The organism is Rhizobium sp. TRM96647, from assembly GCF_025780115.1.
GTDB lineage: Bacteria > Pseudomonadota > Alphaproteobacteria > Rhizobiales > Rhizobiaceae > Mycoplana.
The window spans coordinates 68,827-84,637 of record NZ_JAOXHF010000005.1 but is presented as its reverse complement, the minus strand read 5'-3'; the positions used below and the strand labels follow the sequence as shown (position 1 = coordinate 84,637).

Genomic DNA, 15,811 nt, shown 5'->3' with positions numbered 1-15,811 from the left:
CCCGCCTTGGCAGGACGGCCCGGTTGCGCGAAGGTGTTCCCATGAAGAACCTGCCGAACCTTACCGAACTGAAGCATGTGATCGCACGGCATGCCCAAGGCGACGGCATCCACGGCACCGCCGTGCCGGCCCTGTCGCTGATCCGTTCGTCTGCGATATCCGAGCCGATCCACACGCTCTACGAGCCTTCCGTCTGCCTCGTCGCCGGCGGTCGCAAGCGGGCGCGCATCGGCAGCCGCGAGATCGTCTACGAGACCGGCGGCTGCCTCGTCGTCGGCATCGACCTTCCGATCATCGGTGCGGTAACCGAGGCCACGCCCGACGATCCCTATCTCTGCCTGAAGATCGACCTGGACCGCGGCCTGCTCGCCGACCTGCTGCTGGGCGGCGCCCCCGGATCGGGCCTCGCCCCGCCCGCACCCGAGTGCATGGAGGCGGCCGGCATCCATGCCGCGACGCCCGAACTGGTCGACGCGTCCGCCCGGCTCCTGCGGCTGCTCGATGCGCCGCAGGACATCGCCGTGCTCGCGCCGCTGATCGTCCGCGAGATCCACTACCGGCTGATGACCGGGCCGCAAGGGGCGATCCTGCGCCAGATCGCCAGCGGCGAAAGCCGCCTCGCCCAGGTCGGCCGCGCCGTCGCCTATCTCTGCGAAAACTATGCCGAACCCTTCCGGATCGAGGATCTCGCCCGCATCGCCGGCATGAGTGCCTCCTCCTTCCACGCCCATTTCCGCACGGCGACGGCGATGAGCCCGCTGCAGTTCCGCACCCGCCTGCGCATGCACGAGGCGCGGCGACTGATGGTTGCGGAAGGGCTGACGGCGGCCGAGGCCGGCTTCCGCGTCGGCTACGACAGCCCCTCGCAGTTCAGCCGCGATCACGCCCGCATCTATGACCGTCCGCCCCGGCGCGACCTGTCGCGCATGCAGTCGGGGCAGGCCTACTGAGGGAGATGGCCGGCCGGCCGCCGATCACGCGGCGGCCACGCGGCTTGCACGAATTCGTGTCCAGCTGCGACGGCGACCGTGAGCGGCCCGCCGCCTCTTCGCCACTTTTGAGGATCAGTTTCCAGCCTGCATCGCTTCAGGCAGGAAAGGGAATCGAGGCGAAGTCGAAGGCGTGGAGAAAGCCTGGACACCGGGCGGCCGTTGCAGGGCTGCGCGAGAAGCGGCCGGCAGGCACCGGAAAGATATTTCTTCGAACCAGGCTGGAAACAGAACGTAAAATCATTATCTGAGACGTCCGTGGACCGGCCGGTTACCGGTGGCGATTCGTTCGCCCGGCGACGCACCACGGCTGTTGTTACTTCCTGCGATCCTGGCGCCGCACCCGGAACATCGCAGGCACACAGCGATATTTTTGATCTGCGCAAGCATCGAGGCGGGGACCGTTTGTCCCGGCATCCCGATCCTGCGCGAGGAGTGACCCATGACGATCCTGCAGCGCGTGGCAGCGCAGGCGGAAAACGCGCTCTACCTGGAGCGCCGCTTCGACGCTCCGCCGGCGGTGGTATTCCAGCTCTGGACGACGCCCGAGCGCGTCGCCCTCTGGTGGGGTCCGCGCGACTTCACCACGCATTCGATCGAGATGGACTTCCGCCCCGGCGGCACCTGGAGCGCCGCCATCCGTTCGCCCTTCGGCGAGGACACGCCGATGCTGGCAGTCTACCGGGAGATCGTCGCGGACCAGCGTATCGCCTTCACGCTGATACCGGAGGACGGACACAAGACCAATGTCGTGGTGACTTTCGAGGCCGTGAAAAGCACCACGCGACTTGCGATCCGCCAGTCGCCGCTGGCCGGCCCAGCCGAAGTCGAGGCCTACACGGAAGGCTGGCACGAATACATCGACCGGCTCGAATCCTACCTGCTCCGCCGTCACTGGGACAATCGCTGAGCGGCACCCGCCGCCGTCTGCTACCGCCGCCCCTGCGCAATCGACGGCAACCGGTCGAGATCGGCGATCCAGCTCATCGGCCATCCCTTGCGGCAAAGTCCGAAACGGCCCGGCAGAGCGCCGCAAATCCGGCGGCGGCACCGTCGCTCATATGGCGGGCCCGCAGCCAGGCATGGATCATCTGCGGCTCTTCGCGAAACCACACCTCGACGCCCGCCTCCGCAAGCCGGGCCGCATATTGACGCGCGTCGTCGCGCAACGGGTCGAAGAAGGCGCCGGTGATGAAGGCGGGCGGCAGGCCTGACAGGTCGGCATGCGCGAGCGGAAAGGCGTAGGGATTGTCCGCAGGCGCCTGGTAGACGTCCCGGTAATAGAGCACGTCCGCGGTGGAAAGGCCCGGCGCCTCGGCCATCTCGACATAGGAACCGGCGGACGTGTCGCCTCCGAGCGCCGGATAGACGAGCGCCTGGCCGGCGATCCCGGGCAGCCCCTGGTCGTGCGCCTTGAGCACGAGCCCGGCTGCGAGGTTCGCCCCGGCGCTGTCGCCGATGATCACGACCGGCCCCTTGCCGCGCAAGAGATAGGTCAGCACCTCGAAACAGTCGTCGAAGGCGGCGGGCCAGACGTGCTCGGGCGCCAGCCGGTAGTCGACGGAGACGAGTTCCGCACCCGCGGCCTCGGCGATTTCGGCACAGATCGCATCATGGCTCTGCAGCGAGCCGACCACGAAGCCGCCGCCATGGATGTAGTAGAGCCGCGTCTGCGTGGTCACGCTGGCCGGACGGTAGCGCCGGGTCGGGATGCGGCCGAGCACCAGCGCCTCCTCGCGGATCATGCCCGCCGGCGACGGCCGGTCGAACTCCGCACAGAGCGCATCGTACCATTGCCGCTGCTGGGCGATCGTCGCATCCACGGCATCGGCCGGGTAGAACGCCTCGCAGCGGCTGTGGAAGGCAAGGATGCCGGCTTCGGTCGGGGCGGGCTTGGCAGGTGCAGTCATGGTCTCTCTTCCCGTATGCTCATGCGGTAAAGCGGCGGTGCAACAGATGCGCGAGGAATGCGGCCACCCCTTGCCTGCCGTCAAGGCCCTATATTAACTGCCCCCATGGCCTTCACGCTCCGTCAGCTGCAATATTTCGTCGCCGTCGCCGAACAGGGCTCGGTGACGCGCGCCGCCCAGATCCTCTCGATCTCGCAATCCTCGATCACCGAGGCGGTGAAGGAACTGGAGAACGACCTCGGCGTCGAGCTGTTCGATCGCCACCCCCGCGGCCTGACGACGACCCATAACGGCCACCAGTTCCTGCGCCACGCCACCAAGATCCTGGCCGGCGTCTCCGATGCCCGCCGCTCGTTCTCCGACGACCGGACGAGGGAGAAAGGCCAGCTCAATCTCGGCGTCACCTCGCTGGTCGCAGGCTACGTGCTCTCCGACCTACTCGCCCGCTACCGCCGCGCCTTCCCCGGCGTCGAGGTCAGCGCCATCGAGGACAACGGCTCCTATCTCGAGCATCTTTTGATCGGCGGCGAACTGGACGTGGCCGTCATGGTCATCTCCAACCTGCGCGACCGCATGGCGCTGCAGGCCGAGATCATCGAGACTTCGCCCTACCGCCTCTGGCTGCCGCTCGGCCATCCGCTCGTCGCAGCCGAGATCATCTCGGTCGGCGACATCGCGAAGGAGCCGCTGATCATGCTGACGGTGGACGAGATCGAGGAGAACACCGGCAAGCTTTTGTCGGCGCTGGGCGCCCGCCCCCATGTCGCCTTCCGCACACGCTCCGTCGAGGCCGTCCGCAGCCTCGTCGCCACCGGCGCCGGCATCGCGCTTTTGCCCGATCTCGTCTACCGCCCGTGGTCGCTGGAAGGCGACCGCATCGAGAGCCGCGACGTCTCCGGCGCGCTGCCCGTCGTGCAGGTCGGCATGGTCTGGCGCAAGGGCTCCAGCCTGCCGCAGTCAGCGCGCGACTTCGTCGGCGTGGCGGAAGCGCTGCGGAGCGGACGGGGACGATAGCCGGCCGGGCAAATCGCACTGGAACGGCCTTATTTCGACAGGGGAACCGGGATGGATCGCTGGCAGGCCATGAGAGTGTTTGTGAAGGTGGCGGAGACGGGCGGCTTCGCTGCGGCGGCCCGCCAGTTGCACATGAGCCCGCCCGCGGTCACAAGAACGATATCCGCGCTCGAGGACACGATCGGGGTCCGGCTTCTCACCCGCACGACGCGCGCGGTCAAGACGACGGAGGCCGGCAGCCGCTACCTCGAGGATTGCCGGCGGATCCTTGCCGAGATCGCCGATGCCGAGGCGTCGGCGGCCGGCCTCCACGCCAACCCGTCGGGCGCCCTCAGCGTTACCGGACCGGCCCTGTTCGGCCAGATGCATATCCTGCCGATCCTGCTCGAATATCTCGACCAGTATCCGGCCGTGACCGTGCACAGCGTGTTCGTCGACCGCACCGTCAACCTCATCGACGAGGGGATGGACGTCGCGATCCGGATCGGGAACCTGCCCGCCTCGGGCCTGAGCGCCGTGAAGGTCGGATCGATCAGGCGCGTCGTCTGCGGTGCGCCGTCCTACTTCGAGCGATACGGCGTTCCGCAGGTCCCCTCCGATCTGGCGGATCACCGGATCATCGCGCCCACCGCCGCCTGGGCCTCGCTCGAATGGCAGTTCGGACAGGGGGCAAAGACGAGCGTCACCGTTCATCCGCGCCTGTTGTGCAACACCAACGACGCCGCGATTGCCGCCGCCGAGCGGGGCTGGGGCCTGACACGCGTCCTCTCCTACCAGATCGGTCCGGCTCTTCAGGAGGGGCGCCTCCAGACGGTGCTCTCCGACTACGAGGAGAGCCCGATACCGGTCCACGTCGTGCATGTCGAGGGCCGGCGCGCCTCGGCCAAGGTCCGCGCCTTCGTCGACCTCGCCGTCGACCGCCTGCGCGCCAACCGCCTGTTCAACTGATCCCTGCAAGCCCCCCTCTCCGCAGGCCGCGTCCCGCGGCTCCGGTCCCGCTATTATTCCGCTATCTGCAAGAATGCCTTCCATGGTTTGTGGATTAACGATGGCAGCCAATGTGGATATCCCTGCCGGCAACGTCATTCACCGACGGGCCGGGTTCGCGACGCGCTTTGGCAGAACGGATCGGCTCCGCCGAGCCGAAGGAAAGAAGCCATGTCCGGCGAACACGCCACATTTTCGAGCGATATCGCCTTCACCCCGTCGGTGAAGGCGATCCAGGAGCGCAAGGGGTCACGGCACGCCTATGCCCGGATGGAGACGGGCGGCTCCTGGCAGACGGAAATCACCAAGGACCTCGCCGCCTTCATCGAGAGCCGGTCCAGCGTCTTCCTGGCGACGGCCAGCGCCGATGGCCAGCCCTATATCCAGCATCGCGGCGGTCCGGCGGGATTTCTCAAGGTCCTCGACAGCAAGACCATCGGCTTTGCCGACTTTGCCGGCAACCGGCAGTACATTACCCAGGGAAACCTTGCGGAAAACCCGAAGGCCCACCTCTTCCTGATGGACTACGCCCGCCGGCAGCGCGTCAAGATCTGGGGCGAGGCGAAGGTCGTCGAAGGCGACGACGAGCTTGCCGATCGCCTGTTTCCGCCCGGATATCGCGCCCGCGTCGAGCAGGTCGTCCTCTTCACCGTCATGGCGTGGGACGCCAATTGCCCCCAGCACATACCGCAGATGTTCGAGGCCGCCGACGTGCAGGCAGCCCTGGCCGAACGGGATCGCAGGATCGCCGAGCTCGAAGCCGAGATCGCGCGGTTGACAAAAAAATGACGCGCGGCGGGCGGACGCCGCGCGACGGCCTCACTGGCGAAGACGCGATTTGGCCGTCGCGACCACTTCGCTCGTCAGGTCCACCAGCCGGTCGGCGGCGAGGCGGTTGATCTGCCAGAACAGCGGCACGTCCAGCGGGCTGTCCGGCACCAGTTCCACGAGCCGTCCGGAGCGCAGGTGCTCCCCGACGAGCGGCGCCGGGTTCATGCACCATCCCATGCCGGCCAGGCTGCCCTCCAAAAAGCCCTGCGTCGAGGGCAGCCAATGCGTCGGGAAGGTGAGGTCCTGGCCGAACGTCTGGCGGATCCAGCGGTTCTGCAGCCGGTCCTTCTGGTTGAAGGTCAGGGCGGGCGCATGCCGGATCGCCTCCGTCGTGACGCCGTCGGCGAAAGACCGGGACATGAATTCCGGACTGGCCACCGCGTGATAGCGCAGCGTCCCGAGCGACGTCCGCCGGCAGCCGGCGATCGGCTTTTCGAGGCTGGTGACGGCTGCCAGTACCCGGCCCCGCTGCAGCCATTCGGCGGTATGGTCCTCGTCGTCGATGGCGATGTTCAGAAGATGCGGGGACCGCCTGGAAAAATTCGACATGGCCGCCAGGAACCAGGTACCGAGGCTGTCTGCGCTCGTCGCAATGTGCAGCGTCACCCGCTGCCGCGGCTCTTCGGGATCGGCCAGTGCGGGAAGGTGCTCCATCAACTCGCCTTCCAGCATGCCGATGTTTTCCATGTGCCGGCACAGCCAGCCCCCCTTCTCGGTCGCCGTGCACGGATTGCCCCTGACGATCAGGACCGCGCCGAGGCGTTCCTCGAGTTGCTTGACCCGCTGCGAGACGGCGGATGGCGTCACGTTCAGGGTGGCGGCCGCCTTTTCGAAGCTGCCGGTCTGCACGACTGCGGCAACCGCGCGAAGCGCCGGATAGTCGATCATCGCATTAGCCTCGCTTAATTGGCATAACTGTATTTAACTATCTTAATTCGGCATCGCCCGCTACAGGATCGTTCATGTTTCTGTCTTCGCGGGCTCTCCGACACCATGAATTTTCCGATCTACATCACCGGCATGATGATGGGGCTGAGCCTGATCGTCGCGATCGGCGCGCAGAATGCGTTCGTGCTCCGGCAGGGATTGCGGCGCGAACACGTCTTCGCCGTCTGCCTCACCTGCGGGCTGTCCGATGCCATCCTGATCCTGATCGGAGTCACAAGCCTCGGACAGATCACTGCCATGCTGCCCTGGATCGATCCCGCCATGCGCTTCGCAGGCGCGGCCTTCCTCGTCTGGTATGGCGCAAGGAGCCTCTATTCCGCGCTCCGCTCCACCGGAGCGCTGACGGTCGGAGGCGAGCACGCCCAGGGCTTCTGGCCGACACTTGCCACCTGCCTTGCGCTCACCTGGCTCAATCCGCACGTCTACCTCGATACCGTCGTCCTTCTCGGCACCGTCGCCACCCGCTTTCCCGGCGACGAGATGATGTTCGCCGCCGGCGCCATGTCCGCCTCGTTCCTGTTCTTCTTCGCGCTCGGCTATGGCGCCACCTGGCTGCGCCCGGTCTTCGCGCGGCCGGCGGCCTGGCGTATCCTGGATCTCACGATTGCCGCCGTCATGTGGATGATCGCCGGCAAGCTCCTGGGCGGGATCTAGTCCGCCTCCGCTCGCCGCATATCTTTCGGAATTTCCGATATCGACTTTCTGTTTAATGGATTTGCGAAAGCGGCAAAAAGGGGGCACGCTTCGTTCCGGGAACAATACCGCGCACAAGGCGGACAAACCGGGAGACCATCATGAAGCGATTCCTGCATTCCTGCACCGCGCTGACCCTTTCCTTTGCCTTCACCACCGCCGCCGTCGCCCAGCAGCCGCTGAAGGAGCTCGGCGCCGGCGAAGGCGAGGTTTCGATCGTCGCCTGGGCCGGCTATATCGAGCGCGGCGAAACCGACAAGGCCTATGACTGGGTCACCGCTTTCGAGGAGAAAACCGGCTGCAAGGTCTCGGTGAAGACCGCCGCCACCTCCGACGAAATGGTTGCGCTGATGAACGAGGGCGGCTTCGACCTCGTCACCGCCTCCGGCGACGCCTCGCTGCGCCTGATCGCGGGAAACCGCGTCCAGCCGATCAACACCGACCTGATCCCGAGCTGGAGCACCGTCGACGAGCGTCTGCAGAGCGCCCCCTGGAACACCGTCAAGGACGTCCACTATGGCACCCCCTATCTCTGGGGCCCGAACGTGCTGATGTACAACACCGACGCCTTCAAGGGGGAGGCGCCGAAGAGCTGGAACGTCGTGTTCGAGGAAATGACGCTGCCGGACGGCAAGTCCAACAAGGGCCGCATTCAGGCCTATGACGGCCCGATCCATGTCGCCGACGCCGCGCTCTTCCTGATGGCGCACAAGCCCGAACTCGGCATCAAGGATCCCTACGAACTGAACGAGGACCAGTACAAGGCGGCCCTCGACGTGTTGCGCGTCCAGCGCACGCTCATCGGCCGCTACTGGCACGACGCCATGATCCAGATCGACGACTTCAAGAACGAGGGCGTCGTCGCCTCCGGCTCGTGGCCGTTCCAGGTCAACCTGCTGAAGGCCGAGAAGGCACCGATCGCCTCGACCTTCCCCGAGGAAGGCGTCACCGGCTGGTCCGACACCACCATGCTGCACATCGACAGCGAGCACCCGAACTGCGCCTATATGTGGATGGAACATTCGCTTTCGCCCAAGGTCCAGGGCGATGCCGCCGCCTGGTTCGGCGCCGTTCCCTCGGTCCCGGCCGCCTGCAAGGGCAACGAGCTTCTGACCGACGAAGGCTGCTCTACCAACGGCTTCGACAATTTCGAGAAGATCCGCTTCTGGAAGACGCCGGTCTCCAAATGCGAAAGCCAGGGCGAGTGCGTCCCCTATCACCGCTGGGTGTCGGACTACATCGGCGTGATCGGCGGGCGCTAACGACCTAGCTGGAGCGCCCCCCTCTGCTCTGCCGGGCATCTCCCCCTTCAAGGGGGGAGATCGGCTGGGCGCACCGCTTGGCCACACAGCCAGCGCTGCCGCACGACAAGACGTAAGCGAGACGGGAAACCGAAGCCGCTGGTGATCTCCCCCCTTGAGGGGGAGATGCCCGGCAGGGCAGAGGGGGCGGCATGGCACGGCCTCTCGACACGCCCGCCCCATCCTAAACAACCGGAGCATCCCATGACCACCGCCGTGCTGTTCGACAAGGTCTCCCGCCATTTCGGCCCCGTGCGCGCCGTCGACGGCGTGGACCTGGCCGTGGTGGAGGGCGAGTTCTTTGCGATGCTCGGTCCGTCCGGTTCGGGCAAGACCACCTGCCTGCGGCTGATGGCCGGTTTCGAGCAGCCGACCGGCGGCCATATCGAGATCTTCGGCGAGACGGCCGAGGGCGTGCCGCCCTACCGGCGCAACGTCAACACCGTCTTCCAGGACTACGCCCTGTTCCCGCATCTCTCAATTCTCGAGAACGTCGCCTACGGGCTGATGGTCAAGGGCGTCAGCAGGGAGGAGCGGCTGAAGGCGGCGGAGAATGCGCTGGCCATGGTCAAGCTTCCCGGCTACGGCACGCGCCGGCCCGGCCAGCTCTCCGGCGGCCAGCGCCAGCGTGTGGCGCTGGCCCGCGCGCTCGTCAACCGCCCGCGCGTGCTGCTTCTCGACGAACCGCTCGGCGCGCTCGACCTGAAGCTGCGCGAACAGATGCAGGAGGAGCTGAAAACGCTGCAGAAGTCGCTCGGCATCACCTTCGTCTTCGTCACCCACGACCAGGGCGAGGCGCTGTCGATGGCCGACCGCATCGCCGTCTTCAACGACGGCCGCATCCAGCAGCTCGGCACGCCCGAAGAGGTCTACAAGCGCCCGCAGACCCGCTTCGTCGCCGATTTCGTCGGCTCATCCAACGTACTCGCGCCCGCCTTCGTCGAAAGCCTCGGCTACCCCGCCCGCTATGCGAGCCTGCGCCCCGAGGCACTGTCGCTCGGCGACGGTACAGGCAGCGGTACGGGCGACGTCACGGACGACCGCAAGCGCGTCACCGGCACGGTGGTCGCCACCAGCTTCCTCGGCGCTGCCAACCGGGTGACGGTCGAGGCCGGCTGCGGCACGCGCATCGCCGCCATGGTGCCCGCCTCTGAGGCGCTCCCAGAACAGGGCAGCGGCGTCACCCTCTCCTTCGCCGCCCGCGACCTGCACCTGATGGACGAAGCGGCATGAGCGCGATCACGCAGACCAGCATCCTGGAAGGCCGCAGCGGCACCTTTGGCCGCCTGTCGGATTTCTTCTGGCGCAATCCGAAGATCCTGCTCTTCCTGATGCTCGCCCCGCCGCTGCTCTGGCTCGGCATCATCTATCTCGGCTCGCTGTTCGCGCTGCTCTTGCAGAGCTTCTTCTCGATCGACGAGTTTTCGGGCCTGATCAACTACGAGTTCACGCTCGCCACCTACCGCCAGCTGCTGATCCCCTCGAATTTCGACATCATCCTGCGCACCGTCGTCATGGCGGCGCTGGTGACGCTGGCCTCTGCCGTCATCGCCTTCCCGATTGCCTACTATGCCGCCCGCTATGCGAAGGGAAAATGGAAGGCGCTGTTCTATCTCGGCGTCATGCTGCCGCTCTGGTCGAGCTATCTCGTCAAGGTCTACGCCTGGAAGCTGATCCTCGCCAAGGAAGGCATCCTCACCTGGGTCTTCGCCAGGCTGCACCTGACCTGGCTGCTCGACGCCTGGCTGTCGCTGCCGATTGTCGGCGGGAACTCGCTGTCGATCAGCTACACCGGCACCTTCATCGTCTTCGTCTATGTCTGGCTGCCCTTCATGATCCTGCCGGTCCAGGCGGCATTGGAGCGCGTGCCCGGCAACCTGATCGAGGCGTCCGCCGATCTCGGCGGCCATCCGGCGCAGACCTTCCGCCACGTGCTGTTTCCCCTGGCGCTGCCCGGCATCATCGCCGGCTCCATCTTCACCTTCTCGCTGACGCTCGGCGACTACATCATCCCCCAGATCATCGGCTCGTCGCGGCTGTTCATCGGCCAGGCCGTCTATGCCCAGCAGGGCACCGCCGGCAACATCCCGCTCGCCGCAGCCTTCACAGTCGTCCCGATCGTCATCATGGGCTTCTACCTGTGGATGGCCAAAAAGCAGGGGGCCTTCGATGCGCTCTGACCGTTCCGCCGCAGCCCCCCTCGGCCTGAAGATCGCCGCCGCCGCCGGCCTTCTGTTCCTGCACGTGCCGATCCTGCTGATCTTCCTCTATGCTTTCACGACGGAGGAGAAGAGCTACCAGTTCCCGCCGCCGGGCTATACGCTGCAATGGCTCGCCGTCGCCTGGAACCGTCCCGACGTCTGGCAGGCGCTCGGCCTCTCGGTCCGGGTCGCCTCGATCGCGACCGCGGTCGCACTCGTGCTCGGCACGCTCTGCGCGGCCGCCGTCAGCCAGACGAAGTTCTTCGGCCGCGAGACGATCTCGCTGCTCGTCATCCTGCCGATCGCCCTGCCCGGCATCATCACCGGCATCGCGCTGCGCTCTGCCTTCTCCTTTGCCGAGATCCCGTTCTCCTTCTGGACGATCGTGCTCGGTCACGCCACGTTCTGCGTCGTGGTGGTCTACAACAATGCGGTGGCCCGCTTCCGCCGCGTCTCCGGCTCGCTGATCGAGGCCTCGATGGATCTCGGCGCCGATGGCTTCCAGACCTTCCGGTACGTGATCCTGCCCAATATCGGCACCGCCCTTCTCGCCGGCGGCATGCTCGCCTTCGCGCTGTCTTTCGATGAAGTGATCGTCACGACGTTCACCGCCGGCCAGCAGCAGACGCTGCCGATCTGGATGCTGGAGGAACTGGTGCGCCCGCGCCAGCGGCCGGTGACCAACGTGGTCGCCATGCTGGTGGTGCTCGTCACGCTGCTGCCGATCCTGGCGGCCTACTACCTCACCCGCGACGGCGACCAGGTCGCGGGCGCCGGAAAATAGAACAACGAACGGAGATCAAGGGAGAATCCTGATGGACACGCAGATGCTGATCGGCGGACGCTTCGAGGCCGGCACGGAGAGCGAGGAGCACATTCTCGACCCGAAGACCGGCGAGACGGTGGCCAACCTCCCGGAAGCCTCGCACGCGCAGATCGACGCTGCCGTCGATGCCGCCGAGAAGGCCTATCTCGCCTGGTCGATGACCACCCCCGGCGAACGCTCCGGCTATCTCCTGAAGATCGCCGACGCGATCGAGGCCGACGCCGAGGCCTTCGCAGCCCTCGAGGCGCTGAACTGCGGCAAGCCGATCAATGCCGTCAAAAACGACGAGATCCCCGCGATCGTCGACTGCTGGCGCTTCTTCGCCGGCGCCGTCCGCTCGATGACGGCGACCGTCGCCGGCGAATACCTGCCCGGCCACACCTCGATGATCCGCCGCGATCCGATCGGCATCATCGGCTCGATCGCGCCGTGGAACTATCCGTTGATGATGATGGCCTGGAAGCTGGCGCCGGCGATCGCCGGCGGCAACACCGTCGTCTTCAAGCCGTCCGAGCAGACGCCGCTGACGGCGCTGAAGATGGCGACGCTCCTGGCCGGCATCCTGCCCGAGGGCGTCGTCAACATCGTGCTCGGCCGCGGCGAGACCGTCGGCAACGCGCTGATCAACCATCCGAAGATCAACATGGTCTCGATCACCGGCGACGTCGCCACCGGCAAGAAGGTGCTGGCGGCAGCGGCGAAGTCGGTCAAGCGCACCCATCTGGAGCTCGGCGGCAAGGCGCCGGTGATCGTCTATGACGACGCCGATCTCGAAGCTGTCGTGAACGGCATCCGCGCCTTCGGCTACTACAATGCGGGGCAGGATTGCACCGCGGCCTGCCGGATCTATGCGGAAAAGGGCATCTACGACAAGTTCGTCGCCGAGCTTTCCGCCGCCGTCGCCACCATCCGCTACAACCAGCCCGACGATACCGAAAACGAGATCGGCCCACTGATCTCCAGGCGCCAGCGCGACCGCGTCGCGAGCTTCGTCGAGCGCGCCGCGGACGTGAAGCACATCGAGATCGTCACCGGCGGCGCACCCGGCAGCGACAAGGGCTTCTTCTTCCAGCCGACCGTGGTCGCCGGCGCGACGCAGGAGGACGAGATCGTCCGCCGCGAGGTGTTCGGCCCCGTCGTCTCAGTCACCCGCTTTGCGGGCGAGGAGCAGGCGATCGGCTGGGCCAACGACAGCGACTACGGCCTCGCCTCCTCCGTCTGGACGAAGGACATCTCCAGAGCGATGCGCGCCGCGGCACGGCTCCAGTACGGCTGCACCTGGATCAACACACACTTCATGCTGTGCAACGAGATGCCCCATGGCGGCGTCAAGCAATCGGGCTACGGCAAGGACATGTCGGTCTATGCGCTGGAGGACTACACCGCCGTTCGCCACGTCATGATCGCCCACGGCTGATCGTCTCTCGCGCCCGGTGGTCCTTCCACCGGGCGCACGGGCCGCCACCGGATAGTGTTGCCAGGGAACAAATTTCGCTTTCGCGCGTCTTATCTCCGGTTCAAGAGAGGACACTGCACATGCTGAAATGGGCCCTTATCTTCCTCGTGATCTCGCTGATCGCCGGTTTTCTCGGCTTTCGCGGCGTCTCCTCGGCAGCCGCCACGGTCGCCAAGGTGCTTTTCGCCATCGCCCTGATTCTGTTTCTCATTTTCCTCGTCCTTGCGCTGATGGCGGGCAGTGCCGTGGTCTAGCGGGGCACTGCCTATTGGCGAAACAGAATGGCCGCCACCACCATGGGGGCCATTTTTCGTTGCACGAGGGCAACACTGCCATAAACATGACATTATTTATCATATAAACCTTGCGCATCGCGAAAACATGATGAGAACAGTCACCTTATTGACCCAGTAACATCACGAGACCTCGATGCCCCAGACCTCTTCGCCGCTCCGCCGCACGCTCGTCCTCGCCCTTGCCGGAACCTCGCTGCTCGCGCTGTCGCTCGCGGCGCACGCGCAGGACCAGGCCGCGGCGACTTCCACCGAGGGCGCGACCACGCTGGAAGAGATCATCGTCGACGGCGGCAGCGGCGGCGTGATCACCGCCGATGGCTATGTCGGCAAGAGCAGCGCGACGGGCGCCAAGGTCGATACACCCTTCCTGCAGACCCCGCAGTCGGTCTCCTCGGTCACCGCGCAACAGCTGAAGGACCGCAATCCGCAGACGCTGCTGGATGTGCTGGCCTACACGCCCAACACCCGCACGACCGCCTACGGCTTCGATCCGCGCTTCGATTCCTTCACCGTGCGCGGCTTCGACGTGACCTATAACGGCGTCTTCCGCGACAACCTGCGCCAGCCGGGCGCCGGCTCCTCGCTGTTCAAGACCGAGCCTTACGGGCTCGAGGGCGTCTCGATCCTGCGCGGCCCCTCCTCCGCCCTCTACGGCGCCTCCGGTGCCGGCGGCCTCTACAACCTGATCACCAAGCGCCCGACCGAGGAGACGCTCCGCGAGGTCGAGCTGCAATACGGCACCGACAACCGCTACCAGGGCCAGTTCGACTTCTCCGGCGCGGTCAACGACACCGATCCCTTCTACTATCGCCTGACCGGTCTGGCCCGCAGCGCCGACACCGAGCAGCCCGGCCTTCCCAACGACCGCCTCTACATCGCCCCGGCCTTCACCTGGAAGCCGGACGAGGACACCCGGCTGACCGTTCTCGGCGAGTATTCGCGCACCAAGACCGGCGGCACCGCGGCCTACTACTTCGACACCACCACCGGCAAGGTCACCGACTTCTTCGCCGGCAACCCGGCCTTCAACGATTCCGTCCAGAACCAGGGCCGCATCGGCTACGAGTTCGAGCACCGCTTCAACGAGACCTTCACCTTCCGCCAGAACGTGCGCGCTTCGACGCTGGACATCGAGGCCGACTGGGCCTTCGCCTATGCGCCGAACGCCGTCGATCCGACGCTGATCGACCGCAGCGCCGGCTCCTTCGAGGAGCGGCTTTCGGCCATTGTGATCGACAACCAGCTGGTCTCCGAGTTCGACACCGGCGCCTTCAGCCACACGCTCCTGACCGGCCTCGACCTGATGAAGCTGCGCTACAGGTCGTTCAACGGCTACGGCGTCTCGCCGCCGCTCGACACCAACGATCCGAACCGCGGCGATGCGATGGATCGCATTCCCTACACCGAGCGCGTCGACCAGGACCAGTGGCAGGTCGGCACCTATATCCAGGACCAGATCCGCTACGACGCCTGGACCCTGACGCTCGGCGGCCGCTATGACTGGGTCTCCACCGACACCGACACCACCGATCTCGTCGGCGGCACGGTCACCTCGCTCGACCAGAGCGACCGCGCCTTCTCCAAGCGCATCGGCCTGACCTACGAGTTTGACTTCGGCCTCGCGCCCTATGCCAGCTACTCGACCGCCTTTTCGCCGAACGCCGGCTACAACCAGGAGACCGGCGCCCCCTTCAAGCCGACCGAGAGCGAGCAAGAAGAGATTGGCGTGAAGTATCTCCTGCCCAACAGCAACACCATGCTGTCGGCCGCGATGTTCAACATCGACCAGGAGAACGGCCTCTACTACGAAGTGGTCGACCTGCCGACCGGCCCGGCCAACATCCAGGTCCAGCGCGGCAAGCTGCGCTCGCGCGGCTTCGAGCTCGAGGCCAATACCAGCCTCGACAACGGCCTGTCGCTGACCGCCTCCTACTCCTACACCCAGATGAAGATCGTCGAAGGCCCCGTCGGCACGGTCGACAACGACGTCTCCTCGGTGCCCCGCCACCAGGCCGCCCTCTGGGCCTTTTACACCATGCCCGAGGACACGTTCGCCGATGGTCTCGGCGTCGGCGCCGGCGCGCGCTTCATCGGCTCCAGCTACGGCAACGACGAGAACACGATGGAGAACGGCTCGCGCGTCCTCTTCGACGCCGCCCTGCGCTACGACTTCGCCGCGATCGACAAGAAGATGGAGGGTCTGGCCCTGCAGGTGAACGCCACCAACATCTTCGACCGCCGCGACCCCGTCTGCTCGGCCGGCTTCTGCTACAAGGACCAGGGCCGCACGGTCATCGGTTCGCTGAAATACACGTGGTGACGCAATTGGACGCAATCCCTCCCAGGGCTGACGAGACCG

15 protein-coding genes are annotated in these 15,811 nt (G+C 66.1%); 13 read left to right on the top strand and 2 right to left on the bottom strand.

Annotation, left to right across the window (positions count from 1 at the left end; all coding sequences use genetic code 11):
- Window positions 1–41 precede the first annotated feature (41 nt).
- Together OCK02_RS11000 and OCK02_RS10995 are read left to right on the top strand one after the other, a co-directional pair.
- Window positions 42–950, top strand: a complete 909-nt coding sequence (locus tag OCK02_RS11000) for an AraC family transcriptional regulator (protein ID WP_263813100.1) — start codon at window positions 42–44, stop codon at window positions 948–950.
- Window positions 951–1,431: 481 nt separating this feature from the next.
- Entirely contained in the window at window positions 1,432–1,899 is a 468-nt protein-coding gene (locus OCK02_RS10995) for an SRPBCC family protein (RefSeq protein WP_263813099.1), read from the top strand.
- Window positions 1,900–1,972: 73 nt separating this feature from the next.
- Here OCK02_RS10995 and OCK02_RS10990 read toward each other — a convergent pair whose 3' ends face one another.
- Entirely contained in the window at window positions 1,973–2,899 is a 927-nt protein-coding gene (locus tag OCK02_RS10990; protein ID WP_263813098.1) for an alpha/beta hydrolase, read from the bottom strand.
- Window positions 2,900–3,004: 105 nt separating this feature from the next.
- On the opposite strand from OCK02_RS10990, the gene OCK02_RS10985 reads away from it, so the two are divergent.
- The 3 genes from OCK02_RS10985 (at window position 3,005) to OCK02_RS10975 (ending at window position 5,689) form a co-directional block, all read left to right on the top strand.
- Window positions 3,005–3,913 carry a LysR family transcriptional regulator gene (locus tag OCK02_RS10985; protein WP_263813097.1) on the top strand — a complete coding sequence of 303 codons (909 nt, stop codon included), beginning with the start codon at window positions 3,005–3,007 and terminating at the stop codon, window positions 3,911–3,913.
- Between the two features lie 51 nt (window positions 3,914–3,964).
- Window positions 3,965–4,861 carry a LysR family transcriptional regulator gene (locus OCK02_RS10980; RefSeq protein ID WP_263813096.1) on the top strand — a complete coding sequence of 299 codons (897 nt, stop codon included), beginning with the start codon at window positions 3,965–3,967 and terminating at the stop codon, window positions 4,859–4,861.
- 210 nt (window positions 4,862–5,071) lie between these two features.
- Window positions 5,072–5,689, top strand: coding sequence for a pyridoxamine 5'-phosphate oxidase family protein (locus OCK02_RS10975; RefSeq protein ID WP_263813095.1), 618 nt, complete (start codon window positions 5,072–5,074; stop codon window positions 5,687–5,689).
- Between the two features lie 30 nt (window positions 5,690–5,719).
- On the opposite strand, the gene OCK02_RS10970 is transcribed toward OCK02_RS10975, so the two are convergent.
- Entirely contained in the window at window positions 5,720–6,619 is a 900-nt protein-coding gene (locus OCK02_RS10970) for a LysR family transcriptional regulator ArgP (protein WP_263813094.1), read from the bottom strand.
- A 105-nt stretch (window positions 6,620–6,724) separates the two neighbouring features.
- On the opposite strand from OCK02_RS10970, the gene OCK02_RS10965 reads away from it, so the two are divergent.
- The 8 genes from OCK02_RS10965 to OCK02_RS10930 all read left to right on the top strand — a co-directional run bounded on the left by OCK02_RS10965 (window position 6,725) and on the right by OCK02_RS10930 (window position 15,772).
- Window positions 6,725–7,333 carry a LysE/ArgO family amino acid transporter gene (locus OCK02_RS10965; RefSeq protein ID WP_263813093.1) on the top strand — a complete coding sequence of 203 codons (609 nt, stop codon included), beginning with the start codon at window positions 6,725–6,727 and terminating at the stop codon, window positions 7,331–7,333.
- A gap of 140 nt (window positions 7,334–7,473) precedes the next feature.
- Window positions 7,474–8,634, top strand: a complete 1,161-nt coding sequence (locus OCK02_RS10960; RefSeq protein ID WP_263813092.1) for an ABC transporter substrate-binding protein — start codon at window positions 7,474–7,476, stop codon at window positions 8,632–8,634.
- 243 nt (window positions 8,635–8,877) lie between these two features.
- Window positions 8,878–9,906 (top strand): ABC transporter ATP-binding protein, encoded by a 1,029-nt coding sequence (locus tag OCK02_RS10955; protein ID WP_263813091.1) that lies wholly within the window; start codon window positions 8,878–8,880, stop codon window positions 9,904–9,906.
- On the top strand, window positions 9,903–10,853 hold the full coding sequence (locus tag OCK02_RS10950; protein ID WP_263813090.1) for an ABC transporter permease: 951 nt from the start codon (window positions 9,903–9,905) through the stop codon (window positions 10,851–10,853). The genes OCK02_RS10955 and OCK02_RS10950 overlap by 4 nt, the downstream gene beginning before the upstream one ends.
- A complete protein-coding gene (locus tag OCK02_RS10945) occupies window positions 10,843–11,658 on the top strand; it encodes an ABC transporter permease (protein ID WP_230804587.1) in 816 nt (271 codons plus the stop codon). The genes OCK02_RS10950 and OCK02_RS10945 overlap by 11 nt, the downstream gene beginning before the upstream one ends.
- Before the next feature lie 31 nt (window positions 11,659–11,689).
- Window positions 11,690–13,117, top strand: coding sequence for a gamma-aminobutyraldehyde dehydrogenase (locus tag OCK02_RS10940; RefSeq protein ID WP_263813089.1), 1,428 nt, complete (start codon window positions 11,690–11,692; stop codon window positions 13,115–13,117).
- Window positions 13,118–13,236: 119 nt separating this feature from the next.
- Complete coding sequence (locus tag OCK02_RS10935; protein ID WP_230804583.1) at window positions 13,237–13,410, top strand: DUF1328 domain-containing protein; 174 nt, start codon at window positions 13,237–13,239, stop codon at window positions 13,408–13,410.
- Between the two features lie 175 nt (window positions 13,411–13,585).
- A complete protein-coding gene (locus OCK02_RS10930) occupies window positions 13,586–15,772 on the top strand; it encodes a TonB-dependent siderophore receptor (RefSeq protein ID WP_263813088.1) in 2,187 nt (728 codons plus the stop codon).
- Window positions 15,773–15,811 lie beyond the last annotated feature (39 nt).